The sequence below is a fragment of the Flavobacterium sp. FlaQc-57 genome (genome assembly GCF_044007395.1).
GTDB lineage: Bacteria > Bacteroidota > Bacteroidia > Flavobacteriales > Flavobacteriaceae > Flavobacterium.
Map to the genome: position 1 here is coordinate 537253 of NZ_JBIPDA010000002.1, position 17581 is coordinate 554833.

18 protein-coding genes are annotated in these 17581 nt (G+C 31.8%); 15 read left to right on the top strand and 3 right to left on the bottom strand.

Translation table 11 applies throughout. The annotated features are described in order from the left end of the window. The first annotated feature begins 17 nt into the window (after positions 1-17). On the top strand, positions 18-623 hold the full coding sequence (locus ACHRVZ_RS08275) for a DUF4254 domain-containing protein (protein WP_121327958.1): 606 nt from the start codon (positions 18-20) through the stop codon (positions 621-623). A 40-nt stretch (positions 624-663) separates the two neighbouring features. Then, positions 664-1671 (top strand): glycosyltransferase family 9 protein, encoded by a 1008-nt coding sequence (locus ACHRVZ_RS08280; protein WP_395421820.1) that lies wholly within the window; start codon positions 664-666, stop codon positions 1669-1671. Positions 1672-1765: 94 nt separating this feature from the next. On the opposite strand, the gene ACHRVZ_RS08285 is transcribed toward ACHRVZ_RS08280, so the two are convergent. The 3 genes from ACHRVZ_RS08285 to ACHRVZ_RS08295 form a co-directional block, all read right to left on the bottom strand. After that, positions 1766-2161: a hypothetical protein gene (locus ACHRVZ_RS08285; RefSeq protein WP_395421821.1), complete on the bottom strand. Its 396-nt coding sequence runs from the start codon at positions 2159-2161 to the stop codon at positions 1766-1768. 190 nt (positions 2162-2351) lie between these two features. After that, positions 2352-2546: a hypothetical protein gene (locus ACHRVZ_RS08290; RefSeq protein WP_395421822.1), complete on the bottom strand. Its 195-nt coding sequence runs from the start codon at positions 2544-2546 to the stop codon at positions 2352-2354. A 237-nt stretch (positions 2547-2783) separates the two neighbouring features. After that, positions 2784-3836, bottom strand: coding sequence for a 2Fe-2S iron-sulfur cluster-binding protein (locus ACHRVZ_RS08295; protein ID WP_395421824.1), 1053 nt, complete (start codon positions 3834-3836; stop codon positions 2784-2786). Positions 3837-3965: 129 nt separating this feature from the next. On the opposite strand from ACHRVZ_RS08295, the gene ACHRVZ_RS08300 reads away from it, so the two are divergent. The 13 genes from ACHRVZ_RS08300 to ACHRVZ_RS08360 all read left to right on the top strand — a co-directional run bounded on the left by ACHRVZ_RS08300 (position 3966) and on the right by ACHRVZ_RS08360 (position 17548). Then, a complete protein-coding gene (locus ACHRVZ_RS08300) occupies positions 3966-5426 on the top strand; it encodes a DUF5687 family protein (RefSeq protein ID WP_395421826.1) in 1461 nt (486 codons plus the stop codon). A gap of 127 nt (positions 5427-5553) precedes the next feature. Then, positions 5554-6249, top strand: coding sequence for an ABC transporter ATP-binding protein (locus ACHRVZ_RS08305; protein WP_395421828.1), 696 nt, complete (start codon positions 5554-5556; stop codon positions 6247-6249). 88 nt (positions 6250-6337) lie between these two features. Then, positions 6338-8947 carry a gliding motility protein gene (locus ACHRVZ_RS08310; RefSeq protein ID WP_395421830.1) on the top strand — a complete coding sequence of 870 codons (2610 nt, stop codon included), beginning with the start codon at positions 6338-6340 and terminating at the stop codon, positions 8945-8947. Positions 8948-8949: 2 nt separating this feature from the next. Then, on the top strand, positions 8950-9348 hold the full coding sequence (locus ACHRVZ_RS08315) for a polymer-forming cytoskeletal protein (RefSeq protein ID WP_395421831.1): 399 nt from the start codon (positions 8950-8952) through the stop codon (positions 9346-9348). Further along, positions 9329-9550: an AtpZ/AtpI family protein gene (locus ACHRVZ_RS08320; RefSeq protein ID WP_395421832.1), complete on the top strand. Its 222-nt coding sequence runs from the start codon at positions 9329-9331 to the stop codon at positions 9548-9550. The genes ACHRVZ_RS08315 and ACHRVZ_RS08320 overlap by 20 nt, the downstream gene beginning before the upstream one ends. 518 nt (positions 9551-10068) lie before the next feature. Next, complete coding sequence (atpB, locus tag ACHRVZ_RS08325; RefSeq protein WP_395421833.1) at positions 10069-11244, top strand: F0F1 ATP synthase subunit A; 1176 nt, start codon at positions 10069-10071, stop codon at positions 11242-11244. Positions 11245-11284: 40 nt separating this feature from the next. Then, entirely contained in the window at positions 11285-11488 is a 204-nt protein-coding gene (atpE, locus tag ACHRVZ_RS08330) for an ATP synthase F0 subunit C (protein WP_039113322.1), read from the top strand. 82 nt (positions 11489-11570) lie between these two features. Next, positions 11571-12062 (top strand): F0F1 ATP synthase subunit B, encoded by a 492-nt coding sequence (locus tag ACHRVZ_RS08335; protein WP_395421834.1) that lies wholly within the window; start codon positions 11571-11573, stop codon positions 12060-12062. Between the two features lie 4 nt (positions 12063-12066). Next, positions 12067-12603, top strand: coding sequence for an ATP synthase F1 subunit delta (atpH, locus tag ACHRVZ_RS08340; RefSeq protein ID WP_395421835.1), 537 nt, complete (start codon positions 12067-12069; stop codon positions 12601-12603). Positions 12604-12612: 9 nt separating this feature from the next. Continuing rightward, entirely contained in the window at positions 12613-14145 is a 1533-nt protein-coding gene (locus tag ACHRVZ_RS08345) for a hypothetical protein (protein WP_395421836.1), read from the top strand. A gap of 26 nt (positions 14146-14171) precedes the next feature. Continuing rightward, positions 14172-15749: a F0F1 ATP synthase subunit alpha gene (gene atpA / locus ACHRVZ_RS08350; protein WP_041519819.1), complete on the top strand. Its 1578-nt coding sequence runs from the start codon at positions 14172-14174 to the stop codon at positions 15747-15749. A 91-nt stretch (positions 15750-15840) separates the two neighbouring features. Then, positions 15841-16701, top strand: coding sequence for an ATP synthase F1 subunit gamma (atpG, locus tag ACHRVZ_RS08355; RefSeq protein ID WP_395421838.1), 861 nt, complete (start codon positions 15841-15843; stop codon positions 16699-16701). Between the two features lie 400 nt (positions 16702-17101). Continuing rightward, entirely contained in the window at positions 17102-17548 is a 447-nt protein-coding gene (locus tag ACHRVZ_RS08360; RefSeq protein ID WP_395421839.1) for a GNAT family N-acetyltransferase, read from the top strand. Positions 17549-17581: the final 33 nt, after the last annotated feature.

The window sequence follows — 17581 nt, forward strand, 5'->3', positions numbered from 1 at the left end:
CTCTAACAAATAAAGACATGTTTTCAAAATTAGCATATTCTGTTTTCGAACAAAGCATTAAAGATTATCATCAATTTGATAATGTTGATCAACCAATAAACAATCCATATCCAAAGGATAAATTCGAACATTTATTATATTTGAAAAACTGGATTGACACTGTTCAATGGCATTTTGAGGATATTATTCGTGATCCGCAAATTGATCCGGTTGCTGCTCTTACTTTAAAAAGAAGAATCGATGCATCAAATCAGGAACGTACTGATATGGTAGAATATATCGACAGTTACTTTTTACAAAAATACAGCGATGTAAAAGTAAAAGATGGCGCAAAAATCAATTCTGAAAGTCCAGCTTGGGCTTTTGACAGATTGTCTATTTTGGCTCTAAAAATTTATCATATGCATGAAGAAGCTACTCGTGCAGAGGCTTCACAAGAACATAGAGATAAATGTCAGGAAAAATTAAATATTCTTTTAGAACAAAGAAGTGATTTATCAACAGCAATTGATGATTTATTGACTGATATCGAAAATGGAGATAAATTCATGAAAGTGTACAAACAAATGAAAATGTACAATGATGACGAATTGAATCCTGTTTTATACCAAAACAAAAAATAATTTGGCAGAATTGTCCAATAAAATTAAGCATATAGCCGTCATGAGACTATCCGCAATGGGAGATGTCGCCATGACGGTTCCTGTTTTACGTGCTTTTGTAAAACAGTATCCAACAGTTAAAATCACAGTAATTTCGCGTCCTTTTTTTAAGCCTTTCTTTGAAGGAATCCCGAATCTTGATTTTTTTGCTTTTGATGAAAAAGAACGACACAAAGGTTTTTTGGGACTTTTGAGATTGTTTCAAGATATAAAAAAGCTCAAAATAGATGCTTTTGCTGACCTTCATAACGTTTTAAGATCTAAGATTGTGAGTTTACTTTTCGCTTTAAGCGGAAAAAGAAGAGCAACTGTTGATAAAGGTCGTGAAGGTAAAAAGGAATTAACCCGCGAAGAAAATAAAATATTCAAACAATTGCCAACCATGTTCGAAAGACATGCAAAAGTGTTTGAAAAGCTTGGTTTTCCCCTAGATTTATCGAATCCAACTTTTCCTGAAAAGGCAAATTTAAACTCAGATATTTTAGAAATTATCGGAAACGGAAATCAAAAATTAATCGGAATTGCGCCTTTTGCTCAATATGATTCTAAGGTTTATCCGACAGATTTAATGACTGAAGTTATTGCAAAACTGGCGGAGAATAAAGCGTATAAGATTCTACTTTTTGGTGGAGGAAAAAAAGAAATAGAAATTTTGGACTCACTTGCGAAACCATTTGAAAACGTAATCAACATGGCTGGAAAAATCAAATTTCAGCAGGAATTACAATTGATAAGTAATCTCGATGTTATGCTTTCTATGGATTCTGGAAACGCACATATTGCGGCAATGCTTGGTGTAAAAGTTATTACACTTTGGGGAGCCACACATCCGTATGCAGGGTTTTTACCATTTAATCAGACAATGGAAAACGCTTTGACATCTGATAGAAATCAATATCCAAAATTACCAACATCGGTTTATGGGAATAAAATAGTTGAAGGTTATGAGGATGTAATGAGAACCATACTTCCAGAAGAAATTGTAAATAGAATTCAGAGTCTTTTGTAAATTTAAGGTACTAAATTCCTATAAAAAAATCCAAATCCCAATTGTAAAATTGGAATTTGGATTTTTTATTTTGAGATTAATCTTTGACTCATTCTCATAAATCAAAGAAAAGATACCCCATTGCTTTCTTTTTGTTTCTATCAACTACAACTTTAACAAAATGATTTTCTTTTTCAGTAGCAAGTAAAATGTGTTCAAAATCTTCGGTTGAATTTCTATAAACTTTATGTATCAATTCAGATTCTTTAATTTTTTTTGATAAAATTTTAGCAGCTTTTAATTCGCTCACATAGGGCCAAATATTAAAAAAACTATCTTTAGAAGATATTTCTTTCATTCCTTCAGTCATTGATAAATTATATTTTTCTGCTGAAAGCAATTTAGGGGCTTTTCTGTTTCTTCTTTTTTTAATTATAAAGCTAATACAAAAGAGAGATGTTATTACAAAAAGCACTATAAAAGATAGACGGAGATAATGATGCATTGCCATAATATTTAATATTTAAACGTGTTGACAAATTTGATTTAGCTCTACAATCTCATTGAACAGGAGATTGCGATTACTGTAATTTCACCTCTAATATAATAAAAATTCGGCAAAATTTTAGCAAAATTTTGGCTTTATTATAATACAAACTAAAGTCCGATTTTCTCGCCTTTATATTGGTTATAAATATAACTTATAAAAAATTCGAAATGTTGGCTTGATAATTTGGCGCTTCATAACCAAATCTATCGTGTTCCATTTGCCTTTTTCGATAATATTGCAGCCTTTTATAACTTCTTTGAGCATCCGGCATGGCGAGTTCTTTATTGCTTGTTTTTTGAAATTTTAATTCAACAATTTTATTTTGAAGTTCTTCATAATATTCCACAAGTTTCTCAAATTCAGGCGTATCTAAAAGATATTCTTAACGTTTAAAAAATTTATCGTACGGATCTCATATTCAATTAAATTTTTAGAAAGTTCAAATTCCAAATTCAAATTTTCCTAAGGTGTAAATTGAAGCTTTAAACTTTGACAAAGATTATCAATAATTATAAAACAAAAAAAATTCCAAATCCCAATTTTAAAGTTGGAATTTGGAATTTTATATTTTTGAGATTAACGTCTAAACATCATCATAATCTACATAAATAGATTCTGAAGTTGGATGAGCCTGACATGTTAAAATTAAACCTGAAGCAATCTCTCTATCCGTCAAAATTGAGTTTTTAGTCATTTCTGCAGTACCGCTTGTAACACGCGCTAAACAACTGCTGCAAATTCCGCCCTGGCAAGAATATGGAGCGTCAATTCCTTGTTTTAAGGCTGCATCAAGTATGGTTTGTTTTTGAGACATTTCGAATGAAACTTCGTCATCATCAACCAAAACAGTAATTTTTGTATGCCCTTCTAATGAAGTATTTATTTTATTTTCTTGAGTTGAAGAAGTAAAAAGTTCAAATTTAATAGCAGATTCTTTTACGTTTTTCTCTTTAAGAACATTAGAAACAGTATTAATCATTTCTTCTGGTCCACACAAGAAAAACTTGTCAAACTGCATTTCTTTGTGTTTGTTATTCAAAACAAAATTGACCGCCGATTTCTCGATTCTTCCAAACAAAGCATTTTCGGCTTTAGCCTGACTAAAAACATAGTGTACAAAGAAGCGACCTACATATTGCAATTGTAAATCGTGCAATTCCTGATAAAAAATAGTTTCTTCAGGAGTTTTGTTTCCGTAAACCAATACAAATGAGCTTTTTGGCTCACTTTTTAAAACAGATTTTATGATAGATAATACTGGAGTAATACCACTTCCGGCAACAAAAGCTGCATAGTTTTTTTGTCTTTCAGGATCAGGTTCAAAAGTGAATTTTCCTTCAGGATGACCAACTTCGAGAACATCTCCAGCTTTAAGTTTTGTATTAGCAAATTGAGAGAATAAGCCATTTTTTACTGCTTTTACAGCAATACGTAATTCACCGCTTTCTGGTGCTGAACATATTGAATAAGCACGACGAATCTCTTGATTATCAAGTGTTAATTTTAAATTTATGTATTGTCCAGCTATAAATTTATAGTCAGGTTTTAGTTCTTCAGGAACATTAAAAAGTATAGAAACAGCGTCAGTAGTTTCACGTTTTACCTCTTTAATTATTAGTTTTAAGAATGAAGGCATGATTGTATATTTTATGCAAAAGTAGCAAACGACAGCTAAATGAGAAGCACTTAATTATTTTTTTTAACTTTTTTTGTAACGTTTTCTTACATTTGATCTCTTACTACAAAACTCAAAACCAGAATAACCATGATTAAAAAGTTTATTTACCTCGAATGGAAAGCCTTTACTAGATCTGCATCGTTTGGCACGAGTATGGTCATGAAAGTTTTAATAGGGTTTTTTATGGTATATTTTTCCATAATTTTTATTGGAGCAGGAGTAGGAGCATTTTATATTTTAAAAAAAATGAATCTGGAGCCGTTGGTAACCATCAATCAATTTCTGATTTATTATTTTTTATTTGATTTAGTTATTCGATTGCTAATGCAGGCAATTCCGGTGCTAAATATTAAGCCACTTTTAGTTTTACCATTTAAAAAACCAACTATTGTGCATTTTTCGTTAGGAAAAACAGCTTTGTCTTTTTTTAATTGGGCTCACGCACTTTTCTTCGTTCCATTTTCGATAGTATTAATAATGGAAGGTTATGACGTTTTGGGGATTATTTTTTGGTTCTTGGCCATTTTCGCTTTAATTTACATCAACAATTTTTTAAATATTATTTTGAGTAATATCGATAAATTATTTGTTGTTTTTGTCGGAATTGCATTGGCTTTGGGAGCCGCTCAGTATTATAAATTATTTGATATTACAGTTTTTACAATGCCCTTTTTTCAAGGACTTTACGACATAAAAGGATTGTTTTTAATTCCTGTTTTAGTATTAATCGGTTTGTATTCATTTACATTCAAGTACTTTAAGAATAATCTGTTTTTAGACGCAGGGCTTTCTAAGAAAGAAGATATTGCTACAACTGAAAACCTTTCATGGTTGAATCAATTTGGAACTTTGGGGACGTTTCTTAAAAATGATATCAAATTGATTAAAAGAAATAAAAGATCGAAGACAACAATTATAATGAGTTTTTTCTTTTTGTTTTACGGACTCATCTTTTTTGGAAATTCACATCAACCTGCAGTGATGCATATTTTTGCCGGGATATTTGTTTCAGGAGGATTTTTATTTGTCTTCGGACAATTTGTACCAAGCTGGGATAGTTCGTATTATCAACTAATGATGACACAAAATATCCCGTATCGCGGTTATATTACAGCAAAATGGTGGTTAATTGTTATCGCGACTTTTGTTTCGACAATTCTTGCCTCGTTCTACCTTTTTTACGGATGGGAAATTTATTTAACTATTGTTGCGGGAGCAATTTATAACATTGGAGTGAACTCTCACTTAGTACTTTTAGGTGGTGCATTTACAAAAACACCAATCGATTTAAGTTCAGCTGGCGGAGCTTTCGGAGATAAAAAAGCTTTTAATGTGAGTGCAATGCTGTTAACCTTACCCAAAATTTTATTACCACTTGCATTGTATGGATTTGGGCTTTATTTAGGAGATAAAACACTCGGATTATTACTAGTTGCCGGTGCTGGAGTTCTTGGATTTATTTTTAAAGACAAGGTTTTTTCATTAATCGAAAAAAGATATAAAATCGAAAAGTATAGTACTATAAGTGCTTATAAACAAAAGAATTAATTAGAGAATGTACCAATTTGATAATGAGATATTTTTTATCAGATCGAATTGAATATTAAAAAACATACAGAAGATTTTTAAGTCTAAAATCAATCCCGAGACTTCGGGACTAACATCAAAAATTACAATGATACAAGTAAATCAACTTTCAAAAAAATATAACGGAACAACAGTTTTAAATATAAATAATCTTGAAATTCCAAAAGGACAAAGTTTTGGATTGGTAGGGAATAACGGAGCAGGAAAAACTACTTTTTTTAGTTTGCTGTTAGATCTAATTCAGCCTTCAACAGGAAATATAAAAAACAATGATATTCAGGTAAATGTTAGTGAAAATTGGAAATCTTTTACAGGTTCATTTTTAGACGAAAGTTTTCTGATTGGCTATTTAACTCCTGAAGAATATTTTTATTTTATTGGAGATTTACGTCATCAAAATAAAGCAGATATTGATGCATTATTGTTACAGCATGAAGAGTTTTTTAATGGAGAAATCTTAAACAACAAAAAATACTTACGTGATTTGTCTAAAGGAAACCAGAAAAAAGTGGGGATTATTGCCACACTTATAGGAAATCCGGAAGTTGTAATTCTGGATGAACCTTTTGCAAATTTAGATCCAACAACAGTTAGCCGATTAAAAAAAATCATAAAAGATTTAGCAGAAAATCCAAACGTTACTGTACTTGTTTCAAGCCACGATTTGCAGCATACAGTAGAGGTGTGTGATCGAATTGTTGCACTTAATAAAGGTGAAGTTGTAAAGGATATTCAAACTTCAAGAGAAACCTTACAAGAGCTGGAATCGTTTTTTGCAGTATAAATTTCCATATTTCAAAAAGAAGCGTATTTTTACAAGTCATTATACTAAAAATCCTTTTTAGAAGTTAATTGATTTAAAATCTTTTCAATTGAAAAAGAATACTCTTAAATACAGTTTTTGTCTTGTTTTTTTGTTTTTTTTGATAGCTTGCTCTACCAAGAAAAACACCTTTTTGGCTCGAAATTCTCATGCTTTAAGTACAAAATATAACATTTTGTACAATGGCGGAATTGGCCTTGATAAAGGACTAAAGTCTATTCAGGCAAGTAATCAGGATAACTTCTGGAAGATTTTGCCTATAGAAAAAATGCAAATCGATGAGAATTTCTCAGGAGAAGAAAAAGCGAAGAATCCAGATTTTGAAAAGGCAGAAACCAAAGCGACAAAAGCCATTCAAAAACATTCAATGAATATTGGAGGAAGAGAGCGAAATTCTCAAATTGACGAAGCCTATTTGATGCTTGGTAAAGCAAGATATTACGATCAGCGTTTTATTCCGGCATTGGAAGCATTCAATTATATTCTGTACAAATACCCAAACAGCAGTAATATTTATACGGCAAAAATCTGGCGCGAAAAAACCAATATGCGCTTAGGAAACGACGCCATTGTTTTAAAAAATATTAATCTCTTATTAAAAAATACAGATTTAAATAAGCAGACTTTTTCTGATGCAAATGCTTTACTGGCAGAAGCTTTTTTGAACCTTGAAGTAAGAGATAGCGCTGTTGCTAAACTTAGAATAGCTGAAAAATTCACTAAAATAAACGAAGATCGAGCGCGTTATCGTTTTATCCTAGGCCAGATGTATCAGGAAGCTGAAAAAAAGGACAGTGCAAATTATTTTTATGACGGAGTGATTGCCATGAACCGAAAAGCCGATCGAAAATATATGATGCATGCTTATGCCAAAAAAGCAGAGATGTTTGATTATGAAAATGGCAATCAGGATTTGTTCATAGAAACCTATAATAAATTAGTTGCAGATCGCGAAAACCGACCATATTACGATATATTGTTTTATGAAATGGGAGTCTTTTTTGATAAGTATAAAGAAAAAGAAGACGCTTTATTTTTCTACAATAAATCATTAGCCAGAAAATCAAAAGATCCTTATTTAGTTGCGTCAACTTATCGAAACATCGGAAATATGTATTTTAGAAATACAGATTATACGATGGCAGCGAAGTATTATGACAGTACGTTAGTAAAATTAAATCCTAAAACCAGAGAGTTTGCTGTTATTCAAAAAAACAGAAAAAACTTAGACGATGTAATTAAATATGAAGGAATTGCAAAACGCAACGATAGTATAATTAATGTTCATGGTTTACCAGATGCTGACAGAAAAATTTATTTCGAAAATTATATAGGAGAACTTAAAAAGAAAGACGAGGCCAAACGTATTCTCGAAGAAAAAGAAAAAGAGAAATTAGCGAATATAGATCGTAATACAAATGCTAATAGCGGACCAACAGCAGTAAATCCACAATCGCTTGGAAAAGCAGATCCGGGTATGGGACCTCTTATACCTCCGTCAGGAAATGAGCCTGCAAGTACTTTTTACTTTTATAATCCAACAACAGTTGCTTACGGAAAACTACAGTTCAGAAAAATGTGGGGTAATAGAACTTTGACGGGTAATTGGAGATTGGCGGCAGTAAAATCAGCCAACACTGCAGCAATGAATGATACTATAAATAATATGGATGCCGCAAACGCATTAAAAGATACTGTGGTTGTTGAAAAATATACTACTGCTTTTTATGAAAAACAGCTGCCAACAACACAGTCAGCAATGGATAGTATAGGTAAAGAGCGTAATTTTGCTTATTACCAATTAGGACTTATTTATAAAGAAAAGTTTAAAGAATACAAATTAGCAAGTGACAAACTGGAGCAGTTATTAAAAAACAATCCAGAAGAAAAAATGATTCTGCCATCGATGTATAATTTGTATAAAATATATCAAATTACAAATCCGGCGAAAGCCGAATCTGTGAAGTTTGATATAACTACAAAATATCCAAATTCGAGATATGCTCAAATTTTAAATAATACAAATTCTGATGATTTAGCATCACCTGAAAAAGAGTATCAAAAGTGGTATAAATTGTATCAGGAAGGGCAGTTTGATCTTGTGTTAGATAATATTGATAATTTAATCAATCAATATTCAGGTGATGAAATTGTTTCTAAATATGAGTTATTGAAAGCGAATACTTTAGGGAAAGTAAATGGTTTAGCAGCTTATAAAAAAGGACTTGAAGCAGTTGCAGATAATTATCCAAATAGTGATGAAGGTAAAAATGCCCGAGAAATTTTAGAGAAGCAAGTGCCAAGTTTAGAAAAGCTTGATTTTACAGCCGTTGACAGTAAAAGCTGGAAAATTATTTATGCAATTCCAAAAGACGATACCAAAACTGCAAAACAAATAGAAGAAGCTATTAAGAAATTTTTATCGGTTGAGAATTTCGAAAGACTTACAACTTCTTTAGACAAGTATAACAAAACAGAAAGTTTTGTAGTTATTCATGGAGTAAAAACAGAGGCTTATGCCAAAGATGTTTCAGGAGTTCTGAGAGATGATAAGAAATATAAAATCTCACATCCGGCAATTATTATCTCAAGTGATAATTACTCAGTGGTTCAAATCAAAAAAAATCTGGAAGCCTATTTGGCGCCCAAAACCCCATAATCATGTTTGATAAAGTTAAAAAAAACGGAACAGAACTTTTAGGAAAAACGAATAGAATTGTTGAAGGAACATCTATAATAGGTGATATTGTGTCTAAAGCCGATTTTAGACTTGATGGAGAATTAATAGGAAATTTTACTTCGCAAGGAAAATTAGTTATAGGAGCATCCGGCATTGTAAAAGGCGAAATTGTTTGCAATAATGCTGATATAGAAGGAGAGTTTCAGGGGAAAATAAAAGTTTTAGAAATCCTTAATATAAAAGCATCAGCACAGATTCATGGAGAAGTTGCAGTTGGAAAGCTGTCAATAGAACCAGGTGCTGAGTTTACCGCAACCTGCACTATGTTAACTAATAACACAAAAGAAGTAACTCTAAAAGATGGAAAAGGAACCCAATAATAAGTCTAATAATAAATGGCTGGCATTAATGAATATTCCGATTCAAATGGGGGTAATTATTTTTTTGTTTTCCTATTTAGGCACCTGGTTAGATAAAAAATATTCAAACGGTGGTTCGTTATGGACAATAATTCTATCTTTGTTTTCGGTTTTTTTGGCACTTTATAATGTAATAAGACAAGTTAAAAATTTAAACAAATAATGAATAAAACTATCGATTTTCTAAAATATTTTATCCCTTTTTCAATTGTATTATTTGTTGTGCAATATTTTGCAATGCAAGCGTTATCAGAAAAATTAGTGTTTTTTTATTCAGCTTGGAGTATTTATATTTTTAATATTACGGCTACTTTTTTAGTGTATTTATTTTTAATTTATGTGAATAAAACTTTCACAAACTATACAGGGTTTGCCTTTCTGGGCGCCAGCCTTTTTAGAATGATGTTGGCCATCATTTTTTTAATTCCGCTAATAAAAGGGAAGGTAAAAGACCCGATAATTGACTTAAGTACATTTTTTATCCCTTATTTTTTATTTTTACTTTTCGAAACCTATTTCACAATTCGATTAATAAATAGAGGTTAATTGCTTAATTAGCAGTAAGTTTAGTCTATTAAAAGCTAAATATTAAAAATTACAGCCATAAATTTTCAATTTTCAATTTTAAATGTACCTTTGCAAAAAATTTTTGGAACCTAAAATTTACATACAGATTTAATAATGATAATTTCAAATAAACCAGTCCAGTACTTATTAGTTACCTTATTAGCATTTACTTCGTCGATAAATTTCGCATCAACTCCTGTTGATAGTGTTTCTGTTAATCACGAAACTGTTGAGTCAGTAGAGGTAAGTCATGCAGAAGCAAGTAATCACGGAGAAACCGTTGGTCACAAAATCGAAGAAGAATTCAATGCCAGTGAATTGATTAATTCACACATTGGAGATTCTCATGATTTTCATATCGCTGATTGGGATGGTCATCCTATTTCTTTTAGTCTGCCAGTTATTTTGTGGACAAATAATGGATTGGAAATTTTTTCATCTTCAAAATTTCACCACGATAATTCAGGTGAACATGTAGTTGATATTAATGGTCAGAAATTAGTTCGTTATAAAGAAATAATTTTTTATGCTGATAAATTTGAAACAATGACAGCTGATCAGAAAAATACTGGTGCTTTTGCTTTCGATGCAAGACCTTTAGATTTTTCTATCACTAAGAATGTTTTTTCAATGTTAATGTCAGCAATTATTTTGTTTTTCTTATTTTTTGCTGTAGCAAGATCATACAAGAAAAATCCAAAAGCACCAACAGGATTAGCTGGGTTTTTAGAACCATTGGTTACTTATGTTAGAGATGAAATTGCAGTTCCAAATATTGGTGAAAAAAAGGCTGGAAAATATATGCCATACCTTTTGACTATCTTTTTCTTTATTTGGATTAACAACCTTATTGGATTAATTCCTTTCTTCCCATTCAGTTCTAACTTAACAGGAAATATTTACTTTACATTCGTAATGGCATTTATTACTTTCATCGTTACAACTTTAAGCGGAAACAAATCTTACTGGGGACACATTTTCAACACACCAGGAGTTCCTGTGTGGTTGGCTCCAATTATGATTCCTGTAGAAATTATCGGAATGTTGACTAAACCATTTGCATTAATGATTCGTTTATTCGCAAACATTACTGCTGGTCACATTATCATTTTGAGTTTAGTTTCTTTGATTTTCATTTTCAAAAGTATCGCTGTTGGCCCAGTTGCCGGAGCATTCGTATTGTTCATGAGCGTATTAGAATTGTTGGTTGCTGCTTTGCAAGCGTATGTATTTACATTGCTTTCAGCATTATTTATTGGTCAGGCTGTTGAAGAGCACGATCATCATTAATTAGAGTTTTATTAATTATTAACTATATAAATTTATTATTATGGTATTAGCTGGAATCGGAGCTGGATTAGCTGTAATTGGTGCAGGTCTTGGTATTGGAAAAATTGGTGGTTCTGCAATGGACGCTATCGCTCGTCAACCAGAAGCTGCTGGAAAAATCCAGACTGCTATGATTATTGCTGCTGCACTTATTGAAGGTGTTGCACTTTTCGCAGTAGTTGTTGCGTTAATTACAAACGCATAATTAAAAAAATAAACTTCCTGTAGCGGTTGGCTATAGGAAGTTTTTTCAAAAAACGACAAACAATTTTTAAATATATAATGTTATGCAATTAACTTCACCAGAAAGTTTAATTTTTTGGACAACAATTATCTTTATTGTTTTCTTTATTCTTTTAGCAAAATTTGCTTGGAAACCTATTTTAGGTGCTGTAAAAAGTCGTGAGGAATCTATTAACAGTGCTTTGGCATCTGCAGAAGCAGCGCGTTTAGAAATGCAAAATTTAACTGCGGATAATGAGCGTATTTTAAAAGAAGCTCGTGCAGAACGTGATGGTATGTTAAAAGAAGCTCGCGAAATGAAAGAGCAAATGATAGCTGAATCTAAAAATGAAGCACAAGAGCAAGGTCAAAAATTAATAGCTCAAGCTAAATTGGCGATCGAAAACGAAAAAAATGCTGCTATGGCTGAATTGAAATCACAAGTTTCAACTTTATCATTAAGCATCGCTGAAAAATTATTGAAAGAGGAATTATCTAACAAAGAATCTCAAACTAAATTAGTAGAGAAAATGTTAGGTGACGTAAAGTTAAACTAATATTATGGCAAGTACAAGAGCAGCAATTCGTTATGCAAAAGCAATTCTAGACTTAGCAAACTCTAAAGGTGTTGCCGAAGTTGTCAATAACGATATGAAGTCGATTGCTACAGCAATTGAAACAAATACAGAATTGAGTTCATTTATCCAAAGCCCAACTCTAAAGGTTGAAGTGAAAGAAAGTGCACTTTTGGAAGTTTTTGCAAATGTAAATGGTGTAACTAAAGGGTTGTTCCATTTATTGTTTGAAAACAAAAGATTTGAAATTCTAGAAGCAATTGCATCAGAATACAATAAATTATTTGATGAAAGCAACGGTATTGAAGTAGCAAAAGTTACAACTGCAATTCCAATGGATGAAGCTTTAGAAGCTAAAGTTTTAGCTAAAATTACAACTTTATCAGATAAAAAAATAACAATAGAGAATATTGTAGATGCTTCAATTATTGGAGGATTTATTTTAAGAATTGGTGACCAGCAATATAATGCTTCAGTTGCTAACAGATTACAAGTGTTAAAAAGAGAGTTAGCCCAAAACTAGATTTTACCTATGAAGAATTTTATAATTTTATTTGTTTTCTGTACGTCATTATTTTCATTTGGTCAAAAGATCAAAGAAGATGATAACAAAATTTTATTAGATGGGACTGCAATTGCAAAGGTGGAGAAAGATAAAACCGGTACGCAATTTACATATACCTCTATAGATGGTTCAACTGGTATTATTGCCAATTTGAAAACGCATAAAATTGATGCTCAAAATTCTAAAAGCTGGTTAGTTGTTACGAATTTAGATGGATCTAAAAAAACTGAGGTAAACTTTGAGTTATTGTCTTTTACATTAAATTATAAAAAAGCAGTTGCTGAGCTTCTTGCTAAAAAATACAATATTTTCACTGCAAATGGTATTGAAAATCTTGATGCTTTTTTTGCTGAAGAACGTCCTAGTATTTCTGCAGAAATAGAAAAAGTAAAAGAAGCTGGTAAAGTAGATGAGAAGCAATTAGCGACTTTGAATTACCAAATTCATACAACTGAAAAATTAGTTTTTTCTGGTGAAGTTCCAGAAGATGCTTTTACATCAAAATATAATGATGCTGAACGTAAAGAGTTCATGTCTAAAGTTGTAGCTAAATATGTTGTTTCTTGGAAACAAGATTCTTCTCCTTTTCCTGTTTTAAATGTTGACATCTTAACTTTAAACGGAAGATCATTGGTTAAAGCTGTTGATAGAGGAGGTAAAATGGTTGTTGCATTAACTGAGTCAAGTAAAACATTTACTTATACTCCATCTTTTGTATACACAAATAGAAGTACTGCTGCAGAAACTGAAAGATTAGTTAAAGAAGTAGTTGATAACTCATACTTAAACGGTCAAAAATATATGACTTTAAGTGAGGCTGAAGTACTCTTAGATGCTAGAAAAGCTGACAAATTAGCTAAAACTGAAGAGGCTAAATTAAATTCAGTAAACATCTATGATAAAAAAGGATATGCAATTGATCAAAAAGGAGTAAAATTAGAAGGAGTACTTTCTATTGATTTTGAACAAATTGCTCCAAAATCTAGTAGTAGTGGTATGATTGATTTAGATGCTGCTGGAGATGGTAAAAGTGTGAAAGTTGTTGCTAAAAATGAAAAAGGTAATTTAAGACAATACTTTTACAAAGCAAAAGAAAATGTATCGTTTGGTGTTATTAACGATGACAATACAGAAACAAAATTTAAAGCACTTTTGGTAAAACTTGAAACAGTTGCTCCAAAAGATAATACAGCACTTGATTTAGGTGCATTAGCAGGAGTATCATTAGCTTCAGCTTCTTGGAAATATTTTAAAGAAGTAGACGTTACAGATAAGATGAGTATCTATCAAGATTTACCATCAAACTCTTATGTAATTAAAGTTCCAAATCAGGAAAAAGGATTTCAAATTTTTGTAAAAAAAGGTAAAGAAGATAAGTTTTTAAGTAAGTTAAAAGAATATGTAGGAGATTCAGTTGGAAGTAGTGATTTAGAAAAAATCGACTACAGCAATTTGGAGGGCTTAAAAAATCTTAGTGATTTATATTCTAATTTTAAATAAAATAAAAGTAGGTAAAAATAATAATTATGGCGGACATCAAACCTGCTGAAATTTCAGCAATATTAAGAAAGCAAGTAGAAGGTTTTGAATCTGGTGCTACACTAGAGGAAGTAGGAACTGTGCTTCAAGTTGGAGACGGTATTGCTCGTATTTACGGGCTATCTAATGTACAATATGGTGAGTTAGTTGAATTTGATAACGGACTTGAAGCTATTGTATTGAACCTTGAAGAAGACAATGTTGGTGTGGTACTTTTAGGACCATCAACAGGAATCAAAGAAGGTTCAACAGCAAAAAGAACGCAACGTATTGCTTCTCTTAAAGTTGGTGAGCAAATGGTTGGACGTGTAGTAAACACTCTTGGTTTTCCAATTGATGGAAAAGGACCAATTGGTGGAGACTTATACGAAATGCCTTTAGAAAGAAAAGCTCCTGGAGTTATCTTCCGTCAGCCAGTTACTGAACCATTACAAACAGGTATTAAGGCAGTTGATGCTATGATCCCAGTTGGTCGTGGACAACGTGAGCTTGTTATTGGTGACCGTCAAACAGGTAAATCAACTGTTTGTATCGATACAATCTTAAATCAAAAAGAATTTTATGATGCAGGTAAACCTGTATTCTGTATATATGTTGCAATTGGGCAAAAAGCTTCAACTGTAGCAGGAATTGCTAAAATGTTAGAAGAAAAAGGTGCAATGGCTTATACAGTTATTGTTGCAGCTAATGCTTCTGATCCAGCTCCAATGCAAGTTTACGCTCCTTTCGCAGGTGCTGCAATTGGTGAGTATTTTAGAGATTCTGGTCGTCCAGCTCTTATCGTTTATGATGATTTATCTAAACAAGCTGTTGCTTACCGTGAGGTTTCTCTTTTATTAAGAAGACCACCGGGACGTGAAGCATATCCTGGAGACGTTTTCTACTTGCACTCTCGTTTATTAGAGCGTGCTTGTAAAGTAATTGCAGATAATGGAATTGCTAAAAACATGAATGATTTACCAGATTCTATTAAGTCTATCGTAAAAGGTGGCGGTTCATTAACTGCTTTACCAATTATCGAAACTCAGGCTGGTGACGTTTCTGCATATATCCCAACAAACGTAATTTCGATTACAGATGGTCAGATTTTCCTTGATGGAGATTTGTTCAACTCTGGAGTTCGTCCTGCAATTAACGTAGGTATCTCAGTATCTCGTGTTGGAGGTAATGCTCAAATTAAATCAATGAAAAAAGTTTCTGGAACTTTAAAATTAGATCAAGCTCAATTCCGTGAATTAGAAGCTTTCGCTAAATTTGGTTCTGACTTGGATTCTGTTACTTTAAACGTAATTGAAAAAGGTAAAAGAAACGTTGAGATCTTGAAACAAGGTTTAAATGATCCTTATACTGTAGAAAATCAAGTTGCTATTATTTACGCTGGTTCTAAAAACTTATTAAGAAACGTACCTGTAAATAAAGTAAAAGAGTTCGAAGCTGATTTCTTAGCTTACTTAAACAGTAAACATAAAGATACGCTTAACGCTTTGAAAGCTGGTAAATTAGATGACAACATTACTGATGTTATTGAAAAAGCAGCAAAAGAAATTTCAGCAAAATATAACTAATAAGACAATTAGATTATTAGATAATTGAGGATTTGTTTAGACTCTTTCAATTATCTAATGGACTAATTATCAAATTTTCTAATTAGAAAAAATGGCAAATTTAAAGGAAATCCGTAATAGAATTACTTCCGTTTCATCGACGATGCAAATTACATCGGCAATGAAAATGGTTTCTGCTGCAAAGCTTAAGAAAGCACAAGATGCAATCACTGCAATGCGCCCTTATGCCGAGAAATTAACGGAGTTGTTGCAAAACTTATCTGCTACACTTGATGGTGAAGTTGGTGGAGATTACACAACACAACGTGAAGTAAAAAAAGTATTACTTGTTGCTATAACTTCAAATAGAGGTTTATGTGGAGCATTTAATACAAATATTATTAAGGAGGTTAAAAACCGTTCTGCATTTTACGCTGGAAAACAAGTTGATGTTTTTCCTATTGGTAAAAAAGGAAATGACGTACTAAGTAAATTTTTTAAAGTTCACGGTCATCATAATGCAATTTTCGATCATTTGACTTTTGATAATGTAGCTGGAATTGCTGATAACTTAACTCAGAAATTTTTATCTGGAGAATACGACAGAATCGAACTAATCTATAATCAGTTTAAAAATGCTGCGACACAAATCGTTCAAACAGAACAATTTTTACCGTTAGCTCCAATTAAATCTGATGTACCAGTTTCTGCTGGAGATTATATTTTCGAGCCTTCAAAAGAAGAAATTGTGTTAACTTTGATTCCTAAATCATTAAAAACACAACTTTATAAAGGTATTCGCGATTCATTTGCTTCTGAACATGGAGCACGTATGACAGCAATGCACAAAGCAACTGACAACGCAACTGAATTAAGAAACCAATTGAAATTAACTTACAATAAAGCTCGTCAAGCAGCTATTACTAACGAAATCTTAGAGATCGTTGGTGGAGCAGAAGCTTTAAACGGATAATTTATAGGAATAAAATAAAAAGAGCCGATAATCATTGATTATCGGCTCTTTTTTTATACTGTGTATGTTTTTAAATTGAACTTATAAAATGGTGATCCTCAATTTAGCCAAAAACCGAGAATCATAACCATTTTATAAAATTATTCTACAGATTTTATCACCTCTGTATGCTTTGTCTTTTGTGGGAACAAACTAGCTTTATTAGTCCCAATGCTTTGCTTTTTTTAGGGTTGTATGTTAGCTTATCTCATTCCCTGTAAGGCAAATTTAACAAGTAAGAGTGCTGAATCAATTATAGAATTTTTAGTCTTTATTATAGATTTCACATGTACAGTTGTTGTAGAATTATATTGTTGACAATGAAAAAAATTGAGTATTTTTGAAGTCTATTTTTATAAGAATGAAACTGCAAATACTAGAGTTGACTACAATCGAAGAAATGTTGGCACAAATTGAGACCATGAGATTTCTTTATCCAAAACTTTCTATTGAAAAATATAAATCATTCCTCTTAGAGATGGTGCCGCATAATTATTTTCAAATTGCAGTTTTTGAGAATGAAGTTTGTCTCGGAATAACCGGTTGTTGGTCTTCTACTAAATTGTGGACTGGAAAGTACCTGGAAATAGATAATTTTGTTGTAAATCCGGATCATCGTTCTAAAGGAATTGGCAAATTACTCACAGATTACGTTGAACAAAAAGCTACAGAATTAGATTGTAGTAGTGTTGTTCTTGATGCTTTTACTGGAAATTTTGGAGCACATCGTTTTTATTACAATCAGGGTTACGAACCAAAAGGTTTTCATTTTGTCAAAATACTAGATGAAAATAAATTAACTCAATAAAATTAAGAACAAGTTTTTTTATTGAACCTACAA